General features: G+C 37.3%; 26 protein-coding genes, 1 rRNA gene and 1 riboswitch. Of the genes, 14 read left to right on the top strand and 13 right to left on the bottom strand.

Annotated elements, in window-relative coordinates; translation table 11 throughout:
- Positions 1-612: 612 nt before the first annotated feature.
- The 3 genes from BKP45_RS03095 to BKP45_RS22895 form a co-directional block, all read right to left on the bottom strand.
- Positions 613-2,955, bottom strand: a 16S ribosomal RNA gene (locus BKP45_RS03095).
- A gap of 782 nt (positions 2,956-3,737) precedes the next feature.
- Positions 3,738-5,171 carry a flagellin N-terminal helical domain-containing protein gene (locus BKP45_RS03100; RefSeq protein ID WP_071388289.1) on the bottom strand — a complete coding sequence of 478 codons (1,434 nt, stop codon included), beginning with the start codon at positions 5,169-5,171 and terminating at the stop codon, positions 3,738-3,740.
- A gap of 780 nt (positions 5,172-5,951) precedes the next feature.
- A complete protein-coding gene (locus BKP45_RS22895; protein WP_245747372.1) occupies positions 5,952-6,059 on the bottom strand; it encodes a putative holin-like toxin in 108 nt (35 codons plus the stop codon).
- Between the two features lie 352 nt (positions 6,060-6,411).
- Between BKP45_RS22895 and BKP45_RS21970 the strand changes: the two genes are divergently transcribed.
- Positions 6,412-7,161, top strand: coding sequence for an NERD domain-containing protein (locus BKP45_RS21970; RefSeq protein ID WP_139193759.1), 750 nt, complete (start codon positions 6,412-6,414; stop codon positions 7,159-7,161).
- An 18-nt stretch (positions 7,162-7,179) separates the two neighbouring features.
- Complete coding sequence (locus BKP45_RS03110) at positions 7,180-7,635, top strand: hypothetical protein (protein WP_071388291.1); 456 nt, start codon at positions 7,180-7,182, stop codon at positions 7,633-7,635.
- A gap of 749 nt (positions 7,636-8,384) precedes the next feature.
- Here the strand turns inward: BKP45_RS03110 and BKP45_RS03115 are convergent.
- Positions 8,385-8,597, bottom strand: a complete 213-nt coding sequence (locus BKP45_RS03115) for a helix-turn-helix domain-containing protein (RefSeq protein WP_071309253.1) — start codon at positions 8,595-8,597, stop codon at positions 8,385-8,387.
- Positions 8,598-8,833: 236 nt separating this feature from the next.
- Between BKP45_RS03115 and BKP45_RS22355 the strand changes: the two genes are divergently transcribed.
- The 4 genes from BKP45_RS22355 (at position 8,834) to BKP45_RS21395 (ending at position 9,984) form a co-directional block, all read left to right on the top strand.
- The gene (locus tag BKP45_RS22355; protein WP_169824048.1) at positions 8,834-8,971 is read left to right on the top strand and encodes a hypothetical protein; all 138 of its coding nucleotides are present in this window, start codon (positions 8,834-8,836) and stop codon (positions 8,969-8,971) included.
- A gap of 319 nt (positions 8,972-9,290) precedes the next feature.
- Positions 9,291-9,506 (top strand): DUF1659 domain-containing protein, encoded by a 216-nt coding sequence (locus BKP45_RS03120; RefSeq protein WP_071309245.1) that lies wholly within the window; start codon positions 9,291-9,293, stop codon positions 9,504-9,506.
- Positions 9,507-9,541: 35 nt separating this feature from the next.
- Positions 9,542-9,757 (top strand): DUF2922 domain-containing protein, encoded by a 216-nt coding sequence (locus BKP45_RS03125; RefSeq protein ID WP_071388293.1) that lies wholly within the window; start codon positions 9,542-9,544, stop codon positions 9,755-9,757.
- A 92-nt stretch (positions 9,758-9,849) separates the two neighbouring features.
- Positions 9,850-9,984, top strand: a complete 135-nt coding sequence (locus BKP45_RS21395) for a YvrJ family protein (protein WP_071309252.1) — start codon at positions 9,850-9,852, stop codon at positions 9,982-9,984.
- Between the two features lie 131 nt (positions 9,985-10,115).
- Here the strand turns inward: BKP45_RS21395 and BKP45_RS03130 are convergent, their stop codons facing one another.
- On the bottom strand, positions 10,116-12,005 hold the full coding sequence (locus BKP45_RS03130; protein WP_071388294.1) for a FapA family protein: 1,890 nt from the start codon (positions 12,003-12,005) through the stop codon (positions 10,116-10,118).
- A 110-nt stretch (positions 12,006-12,115) separates the two neighbouring features.
- Positions 12,116-12,199: riboswitch (cyclic di-GMP riboswitch) on the bottom strand.
- 471 nt (positions 12,200-12,670) lie between these two features.
- On the opposite strand from BKP45_RS03130, the gene BKP45_RS03135 reads away from it, so the two are divergent.
- Both BKP45_RS03135 and BKP45_RS23515 read left to right on the top strand, forming a co-directional pair.
- Positions 12,671-12,901: a hypothetical protein gene (locus BKP45_RS03135; protein ID WP_071388295.1), complete on the top strand. Its 231-nt coding sequence runs from the start codon at positions 12,671-12,673 to the stop codon at positions 12,899-12,901.
- Between the two features lie 94 nt (positions 12,902-12,995).
- A complete protein-coding gene (locus BKP45_RS23515; RefSeq protein WP_139193725.1) occupies positions 12,996-13,160 on the top strand; it encodes a type II toxin-antitoxin system RelE family toxin in 165 nt (54 codons plus the stop codon).
- A 114-nt stretch (positions 13,161-13,274) separates the two neighbouring features.
- On the opposite strand, the gene BKP45_RS22360 is transcribed toward BKP45_RS23515, so the two are convergent.
- Positions 13,275-13,445 (bottom strand): hypothetical protein, encoded by a 171-nt coding sequence (locus BKP45_RS22360; RefSeq protein WP_169824049.1) that lies wholly within the window; start codon positions 13,443-13,445, stop codon positions 13,275-13,277.
- A gap of 13 nt (positions 13,446-13,458) precedes the next feature.
- Complete coding sequence (locus BKP45_RS03140; RefSeq protein WP_084787559.1) at positions 13,459-14,025, bottom strand: hypothetical protein; 567 nt, start codon at positions 14,023-14,025, stop codon at positions 13,459-13,461.
- A 366-nt stretch (positions 14,026-14,391) separates the two neighbouring features.
- Here BKP45_RS03140 and BKP45_RS21400 point away from each other — a divergent pair, with 366 nt between their 5' ends.
- The 4 genes from BKP45_RS21400 (at position 14,392) to BKP45_RS03155 (ending at position 16,505) form a co-directional block, all read left to right on the top strand.
- Positions 14,392-14,526, top strand: a complete 135-nt coding sequence (locus tag BKP45_RS21400) for a YvrJ family protein (protein ID WP_071309252.1) — start codon at positions 14,392-14,394, stop codon at positions 14,524-14,526.
- 194 nt (positions 14,527-14,720) lie between these two features.
- The gene (locus BKP45_RS03145; RefSeq protein ID WP_071388296.1) at positions 14,721-15,002 is read left to right on the top strand and encodes a helix-turn-helix domain-containing protein; all 282 of its coding nucleotides are present in this window, start codon (positions 14,721-14,723) and stop codon (positions 15,000-15,002) included.
- 132 nt (positions 15,003-15,134) lie between these two features.
- Positions 15,135-15,659: a competence protein ComK gene (locus tag BKP45_RS03150; protein ID WP_071388297.1), complete on the top strand. Its 525-nt coding sequence runs from the start codon at positions 15,135-15,137 to the stop codon at positions 15,657-15,659.
- Positions 15,660-15,683: 24 nt separating this feature from the next.
- Positions 15,684-16,505: a hypothetical protein gene (locus tag BKP45_RS03155; protein ID WP_071388298.1), complete on the top strand. Its 822-nt coding sequence runs from the start codon at positions 15,684-15,686 to the stop codon at positions 16,503-16,505.
- Here BKP45_RS03155 and BKP45_RS03160 read toward each other — a convergent pair.
- Together BKP45_RS03160 and BKP45_RS03165 are read right to left on the bottom strand one after the other, a co-directional pair.
- Positions 16,495-17,076: a transposase gene (locus BKP45_RS03160; protein WP_071388299.1), complete on the bottom strand. Its 582-nt coding sequence runs from the start codon at positions 17,074-17,076 to the stop codon at positions 16,495-16,497. The two genes, BKP45_RS03155 and BKP45_RS03160, sit on opposite strands and share 11 nt — an antisense overlap.
- Positions 17,069-17,236, bottom strand: a complete 168-nt coding sequence (locus BKP45_RS03165) for a magnesium chelatase subunit ChlI family protein (RefSeq protein ID WP_245747373.1) — start codon at positions 17,234-17,236, stop codon at positions 17,069-17,071. Before BKP45_RS03165 ends, BKP45_RS03160 begins: the two co-directional genes overlap by 8 nt.
- Before the next feature lie 38 nt (positions 17,237-17,274).
- Here BKP45_RS03165 and BKP45_RS03170 point away from each other — a divergent pair, with 38 nt between their 5' ends.
- Together BKP45_RS03170 and BKP45_RS03175 are read left to right on the top strand one after the other, a co-directional pair.
- Entirely contained in the window at positions 17,275-17,625 is a 351-nt protein-coding gene (locus BKP45_RS03170; RefSeq protein ID WP_071388301.1) for a hypothetical protein, read from the top strand.
- Entirely contained in the window at positions 17,606-18,196 is a 591-nt protein-coding gene (locus tag BKP45_RS03175) for a hypothetical protein (RefSeq protein ID WP_071388302.1), read from the top strand. The genes BKP45_RS03170 and BKP45_RS03175 overlap by 20 nt, the downstream gene beginning before the upstream one ends.
- 871 nt (positions 18,197-19,067) lie before the next feature.
- On the opposite strand, the gene BKP45_RS03180 is transcribed toward BKP45_RS03175, so the two are convergent.
- The 4 genes from BKP45_RS03180 to BKP45_RS03195 all read right to left on the bottom strand — a co-directional run bounded on the left by BKP45_RS03180 (position 19,068) and on the right by BKP45_RS03195 (position 23,449).
- Positions 19,068-20,234: a nucleotide sugar dehydrogenase gene (locus tag BKP45_RS03180; RefSeq protein ID WP_071388303.1), complete on the bottom strand. Its 1,167-nt coding sequence runs from the start codon at positions 20,232-20,234 to the stop codon at positions 19,068-19,070.
- 192 nt (positions 20,235-20,426) lie between these two features.
- Positions 20,427-21,110 carry an HAD family hydrolase gene (locus BKP45_RS03185; protein ID WP_071388304.1) on the bottom strand — a complete coding sequence of 228 codons (684 nt, stop codon included), beginning with the start codon at positions 21,108-21,110 and terminating at the stop codon, positions 20,427-20,429.
- Between the two features lie 30 nt (positions 21,111-21,140).
- On the bottom strand, positions 21,141-21,827 hold the full coding sequence (locus tag BKP45_RS03190; RefSeq protein ID WP_071388305.1) for an acylneuraminate cytidylyltransferase family protein: 687 nt from the start codon (positions 21,825-21,827) through the stop codon (positions 21,141-21,143).
- Entirely contained in the window at positions 21,827-23,449 is a 1,623-nt protein-coding gene (locus BKP45_RS03195; RefSeq protein WP_071388306.1) for an aldolase catalytic domain-containing protein, read from the bottom strand. Before BKP45_RS03195 ends, BKP45_RS03190 begins: the two co-directional genes overlap by 1 nt.
- Positions 23,450-23,595: the final 146 nt, after the last annotated feature.

Here is a 23,595-nt window from a genome sequence, read left to right on the forward strand (position 1 = left end):
TTTCAAAAGGATTTTTCGTCGAATTGAATTCTTGACTACTCAAGATTTACTCAAAGTCATAATGACTTCCGGTAAAACTTAAATGTATTNTTGTTATCTAGTTTTCAAAGAACGAGTCGGTAAATGATAAACGTCGTATTTCTTCGTCAACCGCGCTCCCCAATCGTCCTCATGTACCCTTAAATGTACACTCCGGCGATTGCCTCGCTTGTTTCCTCGAACTACTCGTTTCTAATTTACCTTTGGTAATTGATAAGTGGCGAATGTCTTCGTCAGCTTTTAAATTACCTTATTATTTAATAGAGAGATTATTCTCTCAAAACTGAAACACAGCGTCAGCGTACTTTTCTCTAAAGAAAAGCATCGACTAGAGTTATACTCCATAGAAAGGAGGTGATCCAGCCGCACCTTCCGATACGGCTACCTTGTTACGACTTCACCCCAATCATCTGTCCCACCTTAGGCGGCTGGCTCCAAAAGGTTACCCCACCGACTTCGGGTGTTACAAACTCTCGTGGTGTGACGGGCGGTGTGTACAAGGCCCGGGAACGTATTCACCGCGGCATGCTGATCCGCGATTACTAGCAATTCCGGCTTCATGTGACTCCATAGAAAGGAGGTGATCCAGCCGCACCTTCCGATACGGCTACCTTGTTACGACTTCACCCCAATCATCTGTCCCACCTTAGGCGGCTGGCTCCAAAAGGTTACCCCACCGACTTCGGGTGTTACAAACTCTCGTGGTGTGACGGGCGGTGTGTACAAGGCCCGGGAACGTATTCACCGCGGCATGCTGATCCGCGATTACTAGCAATTCCGGCTTCATGTAGGCGAGTTGCAGCCTACAATCCGAACTGAGAATGGCTTTATGGGATTGGCTCAACCTCGCGGTNTCGCAGCCCTTTGTACCATCCATTGTAGCACGTGTGTAGCCCAGGTCATAAGGGGCATGATGATTTGACGTCATCCCCACCTTCCTCCGGTTTGTCACCGGCAGTCACCTTAGAGTGCCCAACTAAATGCTGGCAACTAAGATCAAGGGTTGCGCTCGTTGCGGGACTTAACCCAACATCTCACGACACGAGCTGACGACAACCATGCACCACCTGTCACTTATGTCCCCGAAGGGAAATCCCTATCTCGCGGCTTCATGTAGGCGAGTTGCAGCCTACAATCCGAACTGAGAATGGCTTTATGGGATTGGCTCAACCTCGCGGTTTCGCAGCCCTTTGTACCATCCATTGTAGCACGTGTGTAGCCCAGGTCATAAGGGGCATGATGATTTGACGTCATCCCCACCTTCCTCCGGTTTGTCACCGGCAGTCACCTTAGAGTGCCCAACTAAATGCTGGCAACTAAGATCAAGGGTTGCGCTCGTTGCGGGACTTAACCCAACATCTCACGACACGAGCTGACGACAACCATGCACCACCTGTCACTTATGTCCCCGAAGGGAAATCCCTATCTCTAGGGAGGTCATAAGGATGTCAAGACCTGGTAAGGTTCTTCGCGTTGCTTCGAATTAAACCACATGCTCCACTGCTTGTGCGGGCCCCCGTCAATTCCTTTGAGTTTCAACCTTGCGGTCGTACTCCCCAGGCGGAGTGCTTAATGTGTTAACTTCGGCACTAAGGGCATCGAAACCCCTAACACCTAGCACTCATCGTTTACGGCGTGGACTACCAGGGTATCTAATCCTGTTTGCTCCCCACGCTTTCGCGCCTCAGCGTCAGTTACAGACCAGAGAGTCGCCTTCGCCACTGGTGTTCCTCCATATATCTACGCATTTCACCGCTACACATGGAATTCCACTCTCCTCTTCTGCACTCAAGTCTCCCAGTTTCCAATGACCCTCCCCGGTTGAGCCGGGGGCTTTCACATCAGACTTAAGAGACCGCCTGCGCGCGCTTTACGCCCAATAATTCCGGACAACGCTTGCCACCTACGTATTACCGCGGCTGCTGGCACGTAGTTAGCCGTGGCTTTCTCGTTAGGTACCGTCAAGGTACCGCCCTATTNGAACGGTACTTGTTCTTCCCTAACAACAGAGCTTTACGACCCGAAGGCCTTCATCGCTCACGCGGCGTTGCTCCGTCAGACTTTCGTCCATTGCGGAAGATTCCCTACTGCTGCCTCCCGTAGGAGTCTGGGCCGTGTCTCAGTCCCAGTGTGGCCGATCACCCTCTCAGGTCGGCTACGCATCGTCGCCTTGGTAAGCCGTTACCTTACCAACTAGCTAATGCGACGCGGGCCCATCCTGTAGTGTTAGGTAAACCACTCTCCTCTTCTGCACTCAAGTCTCCCAGTTTCCAATGACCCTCCCCGGTTGAGCCGGGGGCTTTCACATCAGACTTAAGAGACCGCCTGCGCGCGCTTTACGCCCAATAATTCCGGACAACGCTTGCCACCTACGTATTACCGCGGCTGCTGGCACGTAGTTAGCCGTGGCTTTCTCGTTAGGTACCGTCAAGGTACTACCCTATTCGAATAGTACTTGTTCTTCCCTAACAACAGAGCTTTACGACCCGAAGGCCTTCATCGCTCACGCGGCGTTGCTCCGTCAGACTTTCGTCCATTGCGGAAGATTCCCTACTGCTGCCTCCCGTAGGAGTCTGGGCCGTGTCTCAGTCCCAGTGTGGCCGATCACCCTCTCAGGTCGGCTACGCATCGTCGCCTTGGTAAGCCNTTACCTTACCAACTAGCTAATGCGACGCGGGCCCATCCTGTAGTGTTAGGTAAACCCAACTTTCACTTTAGAACCATGAGGCTCCAAAGATTATCCGGTATTAGCTTCGGTTTCCCGAAGTTATCCCAGTCTACAGGGCAGGTTGCCCACGTGTTACTCACCCGTCCGCCGCTAATTTCAGGGAGCAAGCTCCCATCCATTCGCTCGACTTGCATGTATTAGGCACGCCGCCAGCGTTCGTCCTGAGCCAGGATCAAACTCTCCATAAAAGTGTTTGATAAAGCTCAAAATAAAACATTGACGAGATATTTACTATCTCTTTTAATTCGCTTGGCTGTGTGTTCAGTTTTCAAAGAACGCACCCGTCCGCCGCTAATTTCAGGGAGCAAGCTCCCATCCATTCGCTCGACTTGCATGTATTAGGCACGCCGCCAGCGTTCGTCCTGAGCCAGGATCAAACTCTCCATAAAAGTGTTTGATAAAGCTCAAAATAAAACATTGACGAGATATTTACTATCTCTTTTAATTCGCTTGGCTGTGTGTTCAGTTTTCAAAGAACCATCATTTGTTTTACGCCGTTGTTTTTTTCAGCGACAAGAACTAGTGTACCACAACATTTAATTCCGCGCAAGTTATTTTTTGAAACTTTTTAAAAACAACAAGTCATTCAACTTCGCTTTTTAGCGACAAGGAATATCTTATCACAACAAACCATACAACGCAATAACTTTTTTAAAAAAGTTCTACACGAAGCTCGGCTGAAATGACAACTTTATAACACTATCATACATCTATTAAAATAGCAAATAATAAAATCCTCACATTATATAGCAGCTGAACTAAGACTTCCTTGTTCCTTCTCCTTCTTCGGCTAAATCCCGTTGCCCGAGAATTTAGACAGGAAGGTCTAAATAATATACATGACTCAGGACAGGCTATCTTATCTTGTTTCACTATTGACCCTGTTTACCAAATTACACCGAAATATCTCAGATTATCATTCCACTAACTTCTTTGAATAAAACTGGTGAAACGAGGAATCTCGTTCCACCTAACTCAATAACTGCAGAATACCTTGAGGTAATTGATTTGACTGAGCCAACATAGCTGTTGCTGATTGGGTCAAGATATTTCGTTTTGTAAACTCCGTCATTTTCAAAGCCATATCGGCATCTCGAATTCGCGAATTGGCTGATGTAAGATTTTCATGAGAATTTGTTACATTTGAAAGAATATGCTCTAATGCATTTTGATAGGAACCAAATGAAGAGCGTTTTGTTGATACTGATGCAATAGCCTGATCTAATTTTTCAATAGCATCTGTCGCTGTTTCACTTGTCAAAACCGAAAGATGATCAATTTCTAGTGCACGGGTTCGAACATCAACAACGTTAACGATAAAGTTTTGATCTTCATTTGCGCCTACTTGTAAAATGACTGGTTCATTAGCTGGCCTTCTAATGATTTCAACCGTTTGAACCGTCTCCGTTACCTGTTGTTCTACTTCTGTTGTTACTTCTCTTTGAACTTTTCTTTCTAGTTCGATCACTTCTTGATTGACTCCATGAAACTTAACCGTCAGCTGAGTGAATCCTGTACCATTATGTCCACTAGTAAAAGAAACATGTCCTTCTGGTCTTTTTAACGATTCGGTATTTCTAATTTGACCAAGATAAGAAACAATGTCACCTTCAATTCGATCATAGCCATCGACACCGACTATATCAATGAAGGAAAGGTGCATAAACGTCGGGTGATTGAATTTGTCGACAATGATTGCATTTTGATCTAGATCAATATACACTTCATAGTTTTCATTTGCTTGAGTAGTAAAAGTAAATGTCTCTCCATTAATTAGCTGTTCGAGTGGAATTTCAAATTCATCTGGGATCCCAGTCGTTTGTTCATGTAAAATTACCTTTTCAATTGTTGATAAGTCGATATCACTAATCGTTTCAGATAACACTTCTTCAATGAACGTTTCTGTTACAATGGTTGTCACTGGGACCATTATCGTGTAATCCGTTTCAATCGTCCTAACAATTCTTTCCTCTATATAACTATCTCCACTTCTATTTAACAAGTAAATCCCATTAAAATGCGTTTGGTTGGCAATATCATTAATACCTTTCTTTAATTGATCAATTTCTTCTTGAATGTACTCACGATCAGGAGTAGTCAGCGTATCGTTGCTTGCTTGTAACGTTAATTCTCTTATTCTTTGTAATTTGTTCTGAACCTCTTGGAGTCCTCCATCTGCCGTTTGTGTAAGAGATATCCCGTCTAGAATGTTGCGGCTAGCTTGATTTAGTCCTCTAATTTGACCTTTCATTTTCTCTGAAATAGCCAATCCTGCCGCGTCATCCACCGCTCGGTTAATACGTAATCCAGAAGATAACTTTTCCAATACTTTCGATGAATGAAATTGGTTCTGATTTAGATTTCTATATGAATTAAGTGCTGAAACATTGTTATTGATGATCATAGATAATTCTTTCTCCTCAGTTTAATTGCATAAATACACAGTACCAAAAACCTAGCTAAGTGGAAATATATGTTTTGCTACTTAAATTATAAAAATGTTTCAGACCAACTAAGATTTAACGTTACTAGAGAACTAAATCTAGGTCAGCTCAACCACGCTTAACTAAATTAAGGTGAAACACGAGGCCCGTCCCTATACCCTCCCGGTAAATTTATACTATATAACTTTTAACCTTATAAAAATGATCCCAATTACAATTACAGAGAATAGACGTATAGTTCCTGAATTATTCATGCACGATTACCGATATAATAATGATTACTCTTGACGATTTTACTACTCATCAAATGCCACACTAGCTCCAACGCATCTCTTCCACCTTGTCCCCTTTTTCACTTTCACGTGTATTTATAAAGTGAATGGACATCGGGGTCTGACCCCCACCGCGTTAAATCGTTAAAGTGATTAGGTTAATATATAGAGAGGAGGCGACCGCTTCCTCTTTTTATTTTAGGGTGACAGGTGCGAATCCCTACTAAGGGAAGCAAAGGGACACTTCCTAAGGAAGCAAGGGAACCGTCCCCGTGCTTCCCATGCTTACCCCTTCGCTGACTTGCTGAAACTGCGAAAGATGGTGTATACTTTAGTTAGAAATGACGTAAAATAAAAAGTACCTGAGCGCAGCTACGCTCAGGCAATGCAACTACATGCCGCTTAAAGAGCGGCTGAAAGAAAGATTTTTCCTGAAATAGCTCACCTTACTTTCTCAGGGCAGGGTGGCTATTTCTTTTTGTTTAAATTGACGACAATAGTTATAATTAGTGTGAGTAGCGCTATTAACACTAAACTAGATTGTGCTATTAAGCTAAATACTTGATATGTCGTCATATGCTTCACCCCCTTTCGTTCAGGGAGTTCAGCCGCCACCTTGCTTTATGTAGTTACTATCGTAATTATAGCAAACACCTATTCCTTATTCTACTGTTCTAGTTATTTGTTTCCTACTAAAGTCAAAGCACCCTCATTATTATGAACTACTCTATACTCTACTATCACATAGAAATTTCTTAGATTATCAATCTATTTAACTTACAACGTTCGACATATTTCACACGGCGACAGACATGAACTCTAATCGAGCTTCCCCAATTCCTGAATATAGCAAAGGGACACTTCCTAAGGAAGCAAGGGAACCGTCCCCATGCTTCCCTACAAAACCAATCAGAATCGAGGTCTACCTTTGATATCCGAAATCCATAATAAAATCTCACAAACTGGCAGCAACCTCTCGGATCGACTTGAAGATAAGCTAACTGGCGACTTCTTTGGGGCCATCCGATATCTACCTTTTGAAATAGGCTTAAAACATGTACTTACAACTACCCTATTTTCTAACCAAAACACCCAAGTAAAATGGCTATCCTTTATTTCTAATCAAAAACGCTATGATTATGAAATGGAGTTTTGGCCCCGCCAAGAGGGTGGTGAAATTGATTTATTGATTACATTTGAAGACACAGTCATTGGGATAGAAGTAAAGTATTTAAGTGGTATTTCATCTGAAGACCAGGAAGAAGACATAGTAGTTGATTATACTCAAAGTTACAATCAATTGGCCCGCTATTCCCGTATGTTGGAGAAGTTTTCTGTTAATAAGGATGTTTACTTACTTTTTCTAGCCCCATATGAAATGATGAACACAGTTAAGAAAAATATTGAAGATCGCTCTATTATTTCACCCTCGGTTCAATTAGGTTTTCTTTGTTGGCAGAATATCCTTGAAGCGCTAAAGGAACAAGAGTTAATAGATTTAGAAAAAGGACAGAAGTTGATCTTAGAGGATTTGCAGCTGCTACTAACGAAGAAAGGGTTTATTCGCTTTAAAGGGTTTAATGATACCATCTTTCATCAACCAATCATCAAAGGTGGGTATATATTTCAAAGCGACATGACACTAACAAAGAAAACTGGCATTGGCCTACTCAAATGATAAAGGAGAGAGATTATTATGTCTTCAACGAATCCTAATATGGGGGGAAATATTTCTATAGCAGTCGATGTATTAAGAGAAACGTACAAAAATCTCCATTTACTATTTTCAGAACTCGACCGTATTGGAGAGGATGAGGGCTTTGTTCCTATTACTCCTAAATTTCTAAGATGGAAATCTGACTCAGCCCACGAAGGCTGGCTAACCAGTAATTTTATAAAGCTATATCAAATAGAAAATGAGCACCCATCAACGAATATTACCGATTTAAAAAATGGGCCTATCTTTGGAATTGAAGTTGATCTTGGGGAAGACGAATATCCAGTGATAGCACTTATTCGCTATCATTTTGACTACTCTTATTGGACAAGACTGCCTAACGTCTCGGATCATTGGGTATTTATAAGCCCGTCCCCCTTTTTTGTCATTAAAATATTTATGGTTTCGTGCCTGTTACCACATGGAAATAACTAACACCACCCCTAGCCTTATATAATAAAAGATGATCAGAAATGGGTGTGTTTTCAGTAGACTCCCTCCAATCTACCTCTTCTAACAATCTGGGAGTTTTCGTTTTATCATCTATCCCATCCTCATATACACACCTGACATAAGTAAAGGCTTAACTTATTCTCTTTGTAAAAAAAGAACTTCTGGTAAAAAGAAGTTCAATAAGGGACTAGTAATATATTATCCGCTGCCATTAAAAATGCAGCAAAACATTCGTAAACCTACAATGAAACTATACTAACACCATGTTGCGAAATATCTAGTCTATCGCGCATTAAGAGTCAAATATGAAAAGACGATTACTTAGAATGCAATCGTCTCTTAGATGGTTAATCCATTACCTGTATCGTTGTACTGCTCAGCAAAAGATTATTATATTAGTTGATCTTCTTCAACACAAGCTCCCATTAGCTTAACAAACATTTAACATACATCTCAAATTTAAACTTATTTTTTCGATATAAAAGGATCGGAATATCCAATCCTCTATAATCACTTTAAAATTGTTCTTTCAAAGTTTTTTGGACCAAGAGGCTCACTGATATAGGGTACAGTTTACTGTCCCCCTGTTCCTGCGTAACTAGATATAATTTGATGTGGTTCGTTTTTGGCAATTATTAAATTCACTCACATGAGAATTTAATAAACTACTGATTCACTAACTACACAATCTTCGACATACTTCGGGTGGTGCCAGGCACACACCCCTCACCCTATTCCCTCTCCAACCTCAAAATATCATTGATATCATCTATATTTAAAGCGTTGGCGATTTTTTCAATATGCTCAAATTGTATCCGCTGTCTTTTTCCATTGGCTAACTCACTTAACGTAGCACGACGAATTCCGGTTATTAAATGTAATTGATGAATAGAGAGATCATGTTTATATAACAGTTCGTTTAGACATAGTTTTAACTTCCTCAATTTTTTTCCTCTCTTTTCCATATAAAGTGGTTGACTGTACTCTTAAGGGTACAATATAATATGTATAATTATTGTACTCATATGCGTACAAACTTATACTTATGCTTTGTAATTCAAATAAGTAATACTCGTGCACTTTATCCTGATTTAAGGGATGAGCATAAGCAAATGAATTTCCAAACAGCATCTTTAAAGGGAAATTTAATAAATAATAGAGAAAGAGGGATGAATTGAAGATGAATGTTGATAAACAACTGATTACCGTATTATTGGAAACACTACATTCTGATCAAACTGAACAAGTAAGAGATATAGTATTATCAATGTATCTGGAAAATAAAGAAGGCGAAGCAAATGATGATTGCGAACATTAATAAACGTAAAAGATGGAATAGGGCCATACTACTTTCGTAGAATAATAGTTTCGAAAGGAAGGGGATATTAAGGACAAATATTCTATACTTAGCAAAACTAGAATTAGTATATAAACAAATGGTCAGGAATACAAAAAAAGCCCCCCCGAGTCGGTTGGTAATACATACGACTCGGGGGGAACTATTTTAACTTGCTCTCCATTTACATAGACATTCTCAACTTGCAATTTTCGACAAATTCCGGGTGGTGACTGGCACGCAAAACCTTGTCCCCTTTTTCGCGTTTACGTGTATTTATAAAGTGAAGGAGGTGATAAGGATGAACGAAAACATTATGCAAACGAGATTATCATTAGTATTTCACGGTGGTTTCGATGATGAAGGTAAGGAAATTTTAGTAACAAAGAACTTCTCTAACATTGACATTACTGCAACAAGTGAACAACTTAAGAATACAGCACAAGCTCTAGCAACACTGCAGCAATTCACGTTAGAAGGTGTGACACGAAACAATGTGTATGACGTGTTGAACTAGTTACTAGATTAATAGAAAAACGGAGGTGAAAGTAGATGGCTAAAAAGATTGAACTTATCTTTAAAAATGAAATGGGTCGAAACGTAACAGTATCTTTAGACAATCCAATTGAACCAGTTGATCCAACCCAAGTTGCTCAAGTTATGGATGCAGTTATCGCTGAAGATGCGTTTATTTCCACAGGCGGTAAGTTAGTAAGCAAACATACGGCACGTATCGTCGAACGTTACGTATCTGACATTGAAATTTAAGGGGGTGACCCGATCACACTAAAGAGGAAGCGAACGCTTCCTCTTTTTGAATAAACATTTCAATCTAAACTTAGAAAGGAGCTCGATGACAAATGGAAATATGGATCCCACTGATCAGTGAATACGGTTTTCCAGTAATGATCACATTATATTTACTGCACAGAATCGAAAAGAAGCTAGATACGCTAAACGATTCCATGACCCAGTTAGCTAACCATCTTAAGTGAGGTATGCTCGTTGATACAGTATAAACTCATACGCAAACACAAAGAACGAACACGCAATCCGAAATGATGCTGTTCGTTCTTTTTATCGCTTTAAAGCGATGGGGGTCAGACCCCGAATAACCAATAAGTTATTAGTATGAAGGGAGTCTTTTATTGCTCTCGATTCTTTCAGTTTTTTCATTATATTTTAGCTCAAGATTAGTGATTTTCTCATCAATAAAAATTATCTCATTTCTCATTGTTATTTGAGCTTGATTTATTTCTGTTATATTGATAGTTTCACCCGCATATAATATAGGACTTTTTCCTTTAGCAGACCCAACTATACCTGCATTAATCGTCTTAACTGCTTCAACCTTTCCACCACGGATTACTGAATCTCTTTTCTCAAAATTAATTTCAGTACCTGCAAAAAGGGTCGAATTGATAATCCCTTCCTTTTTCACAATTATTCTACCATTTGTTTTGATTTGTGAAAGGTTTGAACTATAAAATGAGATATCACTTTCCTCTTGAATATCCGCTTCCATTTTTTGAATTAATTCATTAATTGAAAATTGGATACTTTGAAGCGATTGTTCAGAATCTATCGAATGGATCGCCTGATAATCTTTCAACTTCTTTAATGAATTCATAACAATTTGAAGATGGATCGGGAATTGAAATTTATTTTCCAACATTTTATTAATGATTTGATAAAAATCATTAACATTTTTTGTTATTTCTTTAAATTTAGTTTCCACTAGTGTAGCCACAATATAACCTATTTTATACTCGGTATTTTTAACACTAAGTGCTACTTTTAATTGGCTATAAGCGTATTGTAATCGCTTTAACGACACAGATAAATCTTGAGCAATTTTATAAACGCTACTATAATACATTCCAAATTGGCCACCATTCACTTTTGAACCGATAATATTACCAGTTACATAAACATTTTGTGAAGCAGTTAGAGTACTATGATAGACATTTCCAAATACAAACAGACTTCCTGAACAATCAATCCTCATGCCATCCTTTATATTCCCGCGGACAATGACATCTCCGTTAAAAAAGATGTTTCCAGTTTTCATATCAACATCGCCATTGATTTCATACGTATCCAGAATATCAAACTGTTTTACCGAGCTACCAGTTACAGAAGGTCTACCAGATAAAAGGGCAATCACTTTCCCATCATCAGATATTTTCACTCTTGGTTTAGGACGAACAATCACTTCTTTTGGCGTCTTAGGTTCTAAAGAATCGCCGTAAACATTATGACCAGCTTTTCCTTCTCGTGGCGAAAATATTTGGGCAATGACTTCACCAGCCTCTACCGTAGGAATTTTAACCCGATTTTTAAAATCTACCATTCCACTTACTTCTTCTAAAACTTCAGATATGACTGACGAAAAATATTGTTGAATATATCCATCCTTTGAAGGAATTACTGGAAGGCCTTCAGCTACTAAAATTTCTTTAAATTTAGGATCTAAAATTTCTTGCATAATTGCTGAAGTATTTATTTCTACACGGATACCTTTTTTTACAATATTTTCAGCTATTTGAGATATTATCTCTTCAACATCAAAATATTTCTCAACTGGCTCTATATCGATCATAATACGACGTGCTCTTTTTTGATCTTTTAAACGGTACCCTATAAAAAGATCAGGATAAACCTGCAAGGAAACTTGAAGGTTATCTTTACTGATCGATATTCCATAATCATTTGTTGGCTTGACATTCCATCGAATATCATCGTCATCAAAAACAACCTGCTCTTTTTTTAACAACGATCCATTTACATATATTTGAAGTTTTGAATTAGGAATCAAAACTGGCTGTTTTCCATTATTGCTAGGATTTATGACAAAAATCTGATGGTCCCTAACTTCAACATAGCCATCATCCTCACCAAGTATTTCTTGATTGTTAACAACTGGATCTTTTGTATCCGTATAATTAATTATATTTGACTTGTTAATATTAAGGCCTTTAATTAATTCTAATAAGTCATTATTTTTATTAGTCATAACAATCCGTCCTCCCTATGTAATTAATCTTAATAATCAATCTCAAAAATAAATATGGCCTTAACATTATTTACTATCCATCGTAATTAAACGGATCCTATACAATTTACTTTGGCACCCCGGCGATCATAGTACTTCACCTTAGACCCGTGGCTTTGCGTCCTTACCATTTAATAAGTTTGCCGTTTTTATTTTTTAAAACAGTTAATTAGCACTATTTATCTATACCATAATTATAGAGATTGTAAACGCATGATTCAACAAAATATATCCAAGTACTATATTTAGTAATAATCTTATAAAGTTAAACTTCAATCAGTGGGGGTTTTACTGCCCCTTAAAAGTGGGATAAATTTATGATCCAACGTAAAAAATCCTTTTAACGAATTTATGTTAAAAGGATTTTACCTGAATTATTCATAGAAAATCATTAACTAGCTACTAATGGCTATCTAGTAAGCTTTTTTGTTAAATAGTCATTCTCTTAAAAAATGAAAAAAGAATCCAATTCTGATAAGGTTAAATCACCACAAAATAACCACCAGATTTATTAACCTTACAACTTTCAACAAACTTCGGGTGGTGACTGGCACGAAGCCCCGAGGAGTGGCAGTGTTCCAATTGTGTATAATAATGTTAAATAAACTTGTTAAAGGAGTGGTCTAATGAGTATTCGAAAAGAAGACCTTCATACACTAATAGACCTTGTAAATGAACGTGATACAAAATTGGTTTATGATCTTATTAGAGTTGTAATTGAAAAAGACCATGAAGTGGATATTACTTTTGAAGCAGATAATTCTCCATTAACAGATCGAGAAAAAGAAGTATTAAAACAAGCAAATATTGATATTGAAAATGATGATCTCGTTGATTGGGATGACGTACGTGCCTAAATATAGAGTAAAAGTTAGAAAACCTGCTGCAAAGTATGATGAAAAATTACCACTTAAATTAAAAAAATAGGGTCAACGAAGTTATTAGTCAACTTTGCGAAAATCCTTACGCTATACCAAATGTAAAACCGTAGAAGGATCCGATCATGATGATTATCGAATTCGTATCGGATCTCTTCGTTTATTGTATCGAATACATAACAACGAATTGATTATCATTATTCTAGACCTTGGTCCTCGTGGTGATATTTATAAATAAAATATTAATAAGTCCATTTCAATTTGATATGGACCGATTTTTCAAATCCGTGAAACACCCCTGTGGAACAAGATTACGGGTGGTGACAGGCACGAAACCCATGTTCCAAGGTTGTCAATTTTTCATGTCAATTTTATTCTTTTTCTTTAATTCATTAATAATTCTCTTGGTGAATTCATCTTGATTTTTAAGTTCATAATTTGGAACTGCATATACTCCCGCTGCATCTTCTTCTAGCTTTTTTACCTTTTCTAAATACTCTTTGCTGAGAAATTGTGCACTCATCGCTGTTCCCTCCTTAATCAAAATACTTTTGAACCAACTTTCTTGCTCCATTCGTATCAATGATCATTCTACGTGAATTCGGATCAATTAGAATCGCTCCATATATATCTTGATAATGTTTAACTAACTTTGACTTCGCATAAAAAGCGGTATACCCTTCAAACCCTAAGTCAAAACTTGCCTTACAAGCAATCGCAAAAAGATGTCCACCTACACCTATAAAGTCCTTATTAGGTCCAATATTCCAAGGTGCGCTTTCTACCAAATTTAGTTCAACCCAACCATCTTTAATCTCATAGGCAACTAACCCTTGTATAATATCATCATTTTTTACTAATAATTTCTTCAAGACAAAATTTGGCCTCTCTAAATATATTCCCCAATCAAATGGATTCCAACCATTAATAACATTTATCTTTTTTAAATCTAATTTATTTACTGGCTTTACTTCAGTAGAAAAAGTTTCTCCTGTGATACTTTGAATAAGGCATGGAGTCAGCTCGTCGATTAACGTATCTATTTCTGGATATTGCAATTGAATATTATTTCTTATTTTAATTAATAGTACTTCTTTTTCCACAAGCATTACCCTCCAATTTACCGTGCTTGTTATAATTATACCATACGCCTTGATACAATTTTAGAGCTAAAAAATTGAAGTTGTACCACATGCACCTGTAGTCAGAGGATATAAATAAAGAGCAGAGGGACAACGGACTTGCTCCCTCGCCATTCGACAAAAACCAACAAAGTTCGGGTGGTGACAGGCACGAATCCCCATTTCCACAGGCGGTAAGTTAGTAAGCAAACATACGGCACGTATCGTCGAACGTTACGTATCTGACATTGAAATTTAGGGGGCTGACCCCATCACACTAAAGAGGAAGCGCACGCTTCCTCTTTTTGAATAATCATTTCAATCTAATAGAAAGGAGCTCGATGACAAATGGAAATATGGATCCCACTGATCAGTGAATACGGTTTTCCAGTAATGATCACATTATATTTACTGCACAGAATCGAAAAGAAGCTCGACACTCTAAACGATTCCATGACCCAGTTAGCTAACCATCTTAAGTGAAGAATGCTAGTTGAAACAGTATAAACTCATACGCAAAAAAAAGAACGAACACGCAATCCGAAATGGTGCTGTTCGTTCTCTTTATTGCTTTAAAGCGATGGGGGTCAGACCCCCGAAACACAAAATACATGCCATGGCTTCTGTTCACTGAATTCTACCGGATGCATAATTTTAGTTAAAAAGGCGGTAGACTAGTGAGGAAAAAAACGATAGTTGGAGAAAGGGCTGGTAGAATCATAAGATTCCACAGGGAATTAAAAGATATGTCACGCGAAAAACTGGCAGAACAATCTATCCTTAGTGCAGGTTATATTAGTCAAGTTGAAAGAGGTGAAAGAACTCCTTCTTTGGAAACCATTTATAAGATTGCTGTTGGCTTAGATATGGATGCCATGGTTCTTTTGGAAGAAATCACAGATGAAACCTTTCCCACTATTGAAGAATTTGTTAAAAAGAACCGCCCCGAGTACAACTAGTCAATCTCGTTTTATCCTCTTTCATCGCTTATTACTCACCACAAATTCCATGAATCATACTTTTTCTCGCTTTATCCAATCCTACCATTTTAAAAATTCTAGAAACATAAGTCGTTGAGAGGAGCTTTACCTATGACCAACCCAATACTAAAAACCTACGAAATCACCAAAAACACAATGGCCTTACTACCCATCGCTCACACAGATTATCACAGCATTGCCATTGAACCTACTTGTCAATTCTACATACGAAAAACACCGCTGCAACTGATCAAAAGCGCTTGTTTAGAAGGTGGTTCTACGTATGAAGGAAGACGTGCTGCTGTCATTCATCAAACAGGAGCCAAGCACAAAGTACCGATCCCAATCAATCCACTCGAGCAAATCTACGCATTTCCAAGCCACTCACCTTCGCAGTTTGAATGCTCATGGATTTTCCACCATCACATCCGTTCACTTACACCACAAGTCACTCCAAAAAAAATGAACGAAACTGTGATTACCTTTAAAAACAACCAACAACTGAAACTACCCGTATCCTATTACACGATGGAAAAACAACTGCAGCGCACGTCCTACTGCATGATCCGCTTTTCTCACCGTTTGTTCGAACTATCAGCTACAACCCCAACGATTTCTACAGAACTTTCCTACTAAAAAATCCCCGAAAGGAACATAAAAATGAAACCAGGAAACATTAAACAGTTCTCTCATTTACGTGAATTCACAACGCTCCAGCAATTTAATGAAACAATTAAACATGTCTTATCCCAACATGGTGACGAGTTTACGAAAGGAGAACGCCTTGCCTTTACGATCCTCACCCGTTTTAGTGTCAAAGAAATTGGCATTTGCAATGCACGAATATGTAAATTAGTGGAAGCCGCCCAAGCCCAAAAAGGGGGTGTTTCACGTTCAACATTTGAACGGATGCTTAGAAAAGCAAAACAACTCGGCGTCCTGTCCATACATCATACAACTCGAAAAAAAGGAGGTTACTCCCACAACGTCTACGTTTTCCACCGTTTTGACGGAACGCTAATCGAAAAATTGACGGACCGACAAACTACTGAAAAGTCTACCACACCAACACTTCCAAACGAAAAAATCCCTGCAGAAACTAGTAAACTTGAAAACAAAATAAAAGATAAAGATCTTCGTCCTATTACGCTAGATTCACTAGATCATACTTTCGTACCAAGCTATGTTCCCAAACCATTCACCAAAATCGTGAAACCGTTTTTTGACCGCGCCAAACAAATCTGTGAATTATGGGACCGTGCACTGATTGCTTATCGGCAAATGAAATTTACTGAGGCCATCGAATCACTACTACCAACCATCACCGAAGCGTTCAAGGAAACCGTCTATAAATACAAGCAAGGCAAAATCAAGAAAAGCTTTCATGCTTATTTTTACGGAACAGTAGCAGGAAAACTAATTGTGGAAAAACGAAAGATGGTAGCTACCAAAAGTTTATTTAGCCTTTGGCTTAGGAAGTGATCATACAAATTCCGGGGCGTGCGGTGTCACTCGTCGAAAAACGTACAAACTGTTCTCTCTTTTCGGTCTCTGTTCCAGGAAAGTAATTCAGAAGGTAAGTTGTATCGATATAGTTTGGGGGAATCACGTGTGGATTAGCGTAAAATCGAAAGCTACTCCACGGATAATGTTCAGGAGATTTGACCATTTTTGCCTTAATGGGATTCAGATGGATATAACGACTTACAGTAAGCATTCCAGTCGTATCTTTCACCATTTCTGAAAAGTACCTTTTTTCAAACACATGACCAGTTAACTTGTATTTTGTGTTGTAGTAGTTCGCATAGCGTTTATTCACTAGTGCCATTACTTTAGAGATCGGCTCTTCTTGCGATCGTAATAACAAATGGAAATGGTTAGTCATTAAACAGTAAGAGACTAGCTCGTAAGGAATTTTCTCATAGACCTTTTCAAACATATACAAGATTGCAATAAAATCATTACCGTCGCGAAACAGAGGGTCTCGGCGATTACCACGACAAACAATGTGATAAAACATATGTGGGATCCAAATTCGTTTTGGTCTACCCATGGTACTCACCTATTTGATATCCCTTCACCTTTATCCCACGTAACCCAAACGCCTCGATAATTGCTTGATCTGAGATCGTTTCTTCACTGTTTAAGTCAGAAATCGTTCTCGCTATCCGAGTCACTTTCACATGTACTCGGTTACTTAAACCATGCTCCATACAAATATCATGCATCATTTGCTTTTGTTTTTCAGTAAATGGACTTACTTCTAGTTGTTTATGGCAAACTAAATATTGAAACTCGCTCTATTATTTCACCCTCGGTTCAATTAGGGTTTCTATGTTGGCAGGATATCCTTGAAGCGCTAAAGGGACAAGAGTCAATACATTTAGAAAAAGGAAAGAAGTTGATCTTAGAGGATTTGCAGTCGCTATTAACGAAGAAAGGGTTTATTCGTTTTAAAGGATTTAATGATACCATCTTTCATCAACCAATCATCAAGGGTGGATATATCTTTCACAGCGACACTATATTAAACAAAGAAAACTGGCATTGGCCTACTCAAATGATAAAGGAGAGAGAGTATTATGTCTTCACCGACTCCTAATATGGGGGAAAATATTTCAATAGCAGTCGATGTATTAAGAGAAACGTACAAAAATCTTCATTTTCTATTTTCAGAACTCGATCGTATTGCAGAGGAAGAGGGCTTTATTCCAATGACTCCTAAATTTTTACGATGGAAATCTGACTCAGCCCACGAAGGCTGGCTAACTAGTAATTTTATAAAGCTATATCAAATGGAAAATGAGCAGCCATCAACGAATATTACCGATTTAAAAAATGGACCTATCTTTGGAATTGAAGTTGATCTTGGAGAAAACGAATATCCAGTGATAGCACTAATTCGCTATCATTTTGACTACTCTTATTGGACAAGACTGCCTAATGTCTCAGATCATTGGGTATTTTGGGGACCATTTAGATATGATCATTTATTTAAAATCAAAGAAACAGAAAATACCTGGACAAGTAAATCTGTTGAAAAAACGAAACAGCGCTATTGGGGATTAGAACATGCTGTCGCGCACTATATTCCCCTTTTATCGATCACCTCATCCGAGGACATCAAAACCAAACTATTCGAGGAACTAAAAAATTTACCAGAAAGCTTTTAAAAAATAAAAGTTAATGCTTTTAAAAGGAGCTTGGGGCATAATAGCTATACCCAAGATCCTTTTTCTTATCAAAAGCAGCTCAAAGTAAGTAACCAATAATAAACCATTGAACTAATCCAATTACCGCAAGAATGGTTACTCTTTGCATTACCCTAGATTTATTTCTGTTCACAATTGTAATACTCATCAAATACAGCCAAGTCCCACTCTAGCTCCAACGTTATAAAATTGGTGGAACAGAACGTCGACAAAGTCTATCAATCTTCATGTAGTGACAAACAACAAAAAGCATTATATACTTTAATTAGTTAAAACTTACTGTCTCCAAAAACATTTAAATAGGCTGTTTATATACGATTTTTAACATCAACACAATTGTATACGCTTACAAATCTGTGGTTAGTATATAGGCTAGCTCCGTAACTAAGTTAAATTAACTTTTTCCTTATCGATTAATAATTCGTTCTATATAAACCGGAAAGTCTAATTTAATATACTATTACTTTTTCTACAATGCTGTATCATCAGATGGACTTGTAGAAAATAGGAGGGACTTTTATGGTAGAGGAAGGAAACTTTGCAATTGGTATGGCTTGGGGAACATTGTTGAGCATTCCTTTATGGATCTCGATTATTGGTTGGATAAGGTTAACGATGGTATTTATTTTTTAATATTGACTTTTTTAATTAGTAATATCACAAACATATGTACATTGCTTAATTATCGATTTAAATATTTACAACTGCTAAATATTACGTACACTAGATAATAATGGTGGTAATAATTTTGTTATAACCACCATTATTAAACAAATAAATATACTTATAGTAACTCTCTAATACAAAATATTTAAACATTCCGAGCAGACAACTAGTCTCTATTAAATATATCTCTTGTATAAACCTTCTCTTCTACGTCATCTAAATCAGCTTCTAATCTATTGGAAACAATAATATCAGAAACTCGTTTGAACTCGTCTAAGTCTTTGATTACATGGAAATCTTCGAACTGATCTTCTTTTAAAACTGGTTCGTAAATAACGACATCAATACCTTCTTCTTTTAATCTGCTCATGATACCTTGGATGGCTGATGCTCTAAAGTTATCTGAATTAGTTTTCATTGTTAAACGATATATACCGACAACATTAGGCTTTTTCCCGATAATTCTAGCTGCAATATGATCCTTTCTCGTATCGTTTGCCTCAACAATCGCACTAATCATGTTATTTGGAACACCTTCAAAGTTTGCCCTTAACTGCTTTGTATCTTTTGGTAGGCAATAACCACCATAGCCAAATGAAGGATTATTATAATGACCACCAATTCGTGGGTCTAAAGAAACACCTTTGATAATTTGCTTTGTATTTAATCCGTTTAACTCTGCATACGTATCTAGTTCATTGAAATAAGCTACGCGCAGTGCTAAATACGTGTTTGAAAATAGCTTAACTGCTTCAGCTTCTGTTGAGTTCGTGAATAAAACAGGGGTATCTTCCTTAATAGCCCCTTGAACTAAAAGATTTGCAAACTTCTCTGCACGCTGAGATTTCTCACCAACAATAACACGAGAAGGATGTAAGTTATCATATAACGCTTTCCCTTCACGAAGAAACTCTGGTGAGAAAATAATATTATCCGTTTTGAACCTTGCACTTACTTCCTGTGTGTATCCAACTGGGATCGTTGATTTAATGACCATGACCGCATTTGGATTAACTGATAAAACATTATCAATCACGGTTTCAACAGATCTAGTGTTGAAGTAATTTGTTTCAGGATCGTAATCTGTTGGAGTAGCAATAACAACAAACTCTGCTTTTTCATATGCTTTCTCATACTCAGTAGTTGCTACAAGATTTAACTCCTTTGTCGTTAAAAACTCTTCAATTTCTTTATCTACAATAGGAGATTGTTTTTGGTTAATTAAATCTACTTTTCGTTGATCAATATCAACTGCGATCACTTCGTTATGTTGGGCAAGTAAGACAGCATTTGATAATCCAACATAACCAGTACCTGCTACTGCAATTTTCACGTTAAATATGCACATCCCCATACTTATTCAATTAGAAATAATTTATTTATATTCTGTTATCACCAGAAAGCTTTATTGATGGATTGTTTCTAAATTCTCTCTTATTTAACCGATATACGTATAATGACAATATTATTTTAATGAAATTAAGTAACATTAATATAAGCCTTTTTCGTGTTTAAAAAGCTGTAACTATTTTTTAACACAGTTTAGTTGTACCATAAGTTCCTCCAATGTATTAATAACCATTGTAGCTCCCATTCTACATATCTGATCTAGTTCCTTCGTCTGAACAGTAAATTCAGACATATAAATAAAGTCTATATTATGTTCTTTTGCTGTCTTCATATCTGACAGTGCATCTCCAATAAAAACAGCTTTTTTATTTGGATTATTATCTAGTATAATTTTTGCACATTCTGATTTAGTTTTTGGTGAACCATATATTTCATTAAAATAACCGATTAAATCTCTATTGTAAAAAACTTCTTTTAATTCTTTTTCATCACTCCCAGAAGCAACATATAACTTTTTATCCATGTTTTTTAATTCCAAGAGTAAATTTTTACAACCTGGTGTAATATTCGCCAAGTCATAAACTTGTTTACAGATATTTGCATAATTATTTAGCAAAATATTATATTTATCTTCTTGAAAAGGCTCTTTAGCAAAGTCACTTAAAAACTCTTTAAATTTAACATATCTAGAAACACCAAAAGTTTTTTTACAATAGTTAATAAATTCTTCAACGATATCTAAAGGATAACCTTGGACAGCCTTACCAAAAGCTTGGCACTTCAAAAGATTTACATCTATTAAAACACCATCGCAATCAAAAATTATAACATCATATTTATTAAGTATATCTGAAATCATCAAATAACCCCTCATCATTTTTTTACAAACTTATACATTAGCAATCTTTGCTTTTATTAAGCTTTCTGCTATTTCAAAGTCTTCAGACCAATCAATATCATGTCCTTCAATTTTATTTAAAGAATATAACTTAGGATTTTCTCCAATTCTATCATTTCTATCGGTATATATATCCACACTGGATAAGAAAACTGCACTATTAACCTCATGCAATGGTATAAGCGTTTGGGTTCTAGGCCATTTTTCTACACTTCTATCATAGTTGATTGGACCTCTTTCATTCCATACAAAACTTTGGATTAATGAAGTTGTCATTAATGAGTCATACCCTTGACTTAAGCCTTCCTTATATGAAAGAATTATTTTTTTGTAAGCATCGGAATTCAAAAATGGTGAAGTTACGTGCGTCCACAAAATATGTCCTTCATTAACTAGACTTCGTGCATGATTTACAAGGTCGTCTGTACTAGTTTGACTAGAAGATAACTCTTCTGCTCTTCGATGAATAATTAGATTTTTAATACCTGTAGACTCGGCATATCGAATAATCTCTTCATCATTTGTAGATAAAACAATTGAGTCAATTTCCTTTACTTTACTTAACTGTTTTAGTTTTATTTCAATTAATCCATTTCTATAAGATGAAAAAGGTCGAATATTTTTATTTGGTATCCTTTCACTACCTTTACGGCATGGCAAAAAACAAGTAATTTTCATCAAACATACTCTCCTATCATTTGGTAAACACTAGCTTTTTCAACTTGATATCTTGTAGGCGTGATTGCAATAATTGGTCTAGCATCTTTACTATTATTATATAGTTTTAATAACTCATTCATTTCTATATTTCTATTATCATCTGAACTATAACCATCAAATCCAGCCAATAATATCCGCGTTGCTTTCCCACTTGAGGCAATCGATAAGGCATATGCAATTACTAATGAAGTTGGTACCGTGCAATAATATTCCTCAAACCTAAAAGTATTTTCTTCACGTTTAATTCCAAAATCCTTGATTTCCTTACCTCTCAAAGCTGCCCTTATTTGATCATCTAACATTGTGACCGGAGTTGCAAGTGGGTGTGGTAAGCTTGCATGAATATGATAATCAGCCATTAGTCTTACAGGATGACAAGCGGCACATATATTTATCAAATCAGGTTCTATATGCGTTTGAGTATTTAATGCTATAACATAAGGTTTTGCAACTCGAATATATTCTTCTAATGCTTCCTTATGCTTAATAACCCCTGGACCAGTACCTAATATAACTACTTCTCTATCTAAGATGTCACTAGCTGGATTCCAAGTTCCTGATGGGTCACTAACATTAATATTTCTAGCAGCTTCTAACGTATCGGATTTGAATTTTTTTCCATTCCCAAACTTGAGATGATCGATTACAGCCAGTATATCCTTTTCATCATATCGAGCATCATTCAGCATTTCCTGAATATAAGTTGGGTGAATTCCATGTTTACCTGCAAGGTAATAATAAGTATTTGTACCCCATCCACTCGCTTGTTGCATTGGTTTAAAGAAAACATCTATTATCTTCATCAAAGGAATAATATTACAAGGAACTTGCCGGAATGAATCTAATTCAATAGCTAAATACTCTGTTTTAGCATTTCCTGGACCTCTTCCCATCCCAGTAACTGTTCCATCAATCCAAGTTACACCCTCATCAATAGCACGTATAGAGTTTGCTAGTGCATAACCCATGTTATCATGTGTGTGTATACCCAAAGGCCCTTTCCAAACATTACGTATGACCTGAACTATCTCGGAAATATGATTCGGATTTAAACTCCCCATACTATCAGCAAAATATAATACGTCTAGTGGATATTCATTTGCAATAGATACCAACTTACTGATCTCTTCAAAATTACGATCCGCGATTTGCATAAGATTAAACCCTACAATGTACCCTTGATTTTTCAACCAGTTTGAGGCAGGTAAGGCATTTTCAAATTCATGTATATGACATGCAATACGAACTAAACTTACTGGTGAATCGGAGGCATTAACAAAGAGCTTTGTTAATGCAGCTTCAATACCATCACAATGTTGGATTAAATCACTTGCATTAACCATTACCCCAAGTTTTAAATCTTTAGGTATATCTAAAGACCGAATAAAACTATCAGTAGTGTAAGCACAAGCACCTTTAAAACCATCTTTACTGAAGCTTCTAAGACCAAGCTCTACGTAATCCACAGAAATTGCATCCATAGCCTTCAAATAATCTTCGATAACTGCCTTATCGAAATCCCAGGAATTATAATATCCACCGTCACGAAGAGTGCAGTCTAATAGTTTTACTTTACTCAATTTATTACCTCCTTAATATCGTTTCTCCAGGATATCTTCAACCGAAATAATAATAGATTTGTCAAAAATTCCACTTCATGATCTTGCTAGAAAAATCTTTCCTTGAAGTTATTGCAGTAAAGACTCTGATACGCTATTTTATTTTT

Source organism: Anaerobacillus alkalidiazotrophicus (assembly GCF_001866055.1).

Bases quoted from the DNA above. Each gene is read 5' to 3' on its own strand.
- BKP45_RS03100 (WP_071388289.1), bottom strand. From the start codon at position 5,171: ATGATCATCAATAACAATGTTTCAGCACTTAATTCATATAGAAATCTA.
- BKP45_RS22895 (WP_245747372.1), bottom strand. From the start codon at position 6,059: ATGACGACATATCAAGTATTTAGCTTAATAGCACAATCTAGTTTAGTG.
- BKP45_RS03110 (WP_071388291.1), top strand. From the start codon at position 7,180: ATGTCTTCAACGAATCCTAATATGGGGGGAAATATTTCTATAGCAGTC.
- BKP45_RS22355 (WP_169824048.1), top strand. From the start codon at position 8,834: ATGAATGTTGATAAACAACTGATTACCGTATTATTGGAAACACTACAT.
- BKP45_RS03120 (WP_071309245.1), top strand. From the start codon at position 9,291: ATGAACGAAAACATTATGCAAACGAGATTATCATTAGTATTTCACGGT.
- BKP45_RS03125 (WP_071388293.1), top strand. From the start codon at position 9,542: ATGGCTAAAAAGATTGAACTTATCTTTAAAAATGAAATGGGTCGAAAC.
- BKP45_RS21395 (WP_071309252.1), top strand. From the start codon at position 9,850: ATGGAAATATGGATCCCACTGATCAGTGAATACGGTTTTCCAGTAATG.
- BKP45_RS03130 (WP_071388294.1), bottom strand. From the start codon at position 12,005: ATGACTAATAAAAATAATGACTTATTAGAATTAATTAAAGGCCTTAAT.
- BKP45_RS03135 (WP_071388295.1), top strand. From the start codon at position 12,671: ATGAGTATTCGAAAAGAAGACCTTCATACACTAATAGACCTTGTAAAT.
- BKP45_RS22360 (WP_169824049.1), bottom strand. From the start codon at position 13,445: ATGAGTGCACAATTTCTCAGCAAAGAGTATTTAGAAAAGGTAAAAAAG.
- BKP45_RS21400 (WP_071309252.1), top strand. From the start codon at position 14,392: ATGGAAATATGGATCCCACTGATCAGTGAATACGGTTTTCCAGTAATG.
- BKP45_RS03150 (WP_071388297.1), top strand. From the start codon at position 15,135: ATGACCAACCCAATACTAAAAACCTACGAAATCACCAAAAACACAATG.
- BKP45_RS03155 (WP_071388298.1), top strand. From the start codon at position 15,684: ATGAAACCAGGAAACATTAAACAGTTCTCTCATTTACGTGAATTCACA.
- BKP45_RS03160 (WP_071388299.1), bottom strand. From the start codon at position 17,076: ATGGGTAGACCAAAACGAATTTGGATCCCACATATGTTTTATCACATT.
- BKP45_RS03165 (WP_245747373.1), bottom strand. From the start codon at position 17,236: ATGGAGCATGGTTTAAGTAACCGAGTACATGTGAAAGTGACTCGGATA.
- BKP45_RS03170 (WP_071388301.1), top strand. From the start codon at position 17,275: ATGGACTTACTTCTAGTTGTTTATGGCAAACTAAATATTGAAACTCGC.
- BKP45_RS03175 (WP_071388302.1), top strand. From the start codon at position 17,606: ATGTCTTCACCGACTCCTAATATGGGGGAAAATATTTCAATAGCAGTC.
- BKP45_RS03185 (WP_071388304.1), bottom strand. From the start codon at position 21,110: ATGATTTCAGATATACTTAATAAATATGATGTTATAATTTTTGATTGC.
- BKP45_RS03190 (WP_071388305.1), bottom strand. From the start codon at position 21,827: ATGAAAATTACTTGTTTTTTGCCATGCCGTAAAGGTAGTGAAAGGATA.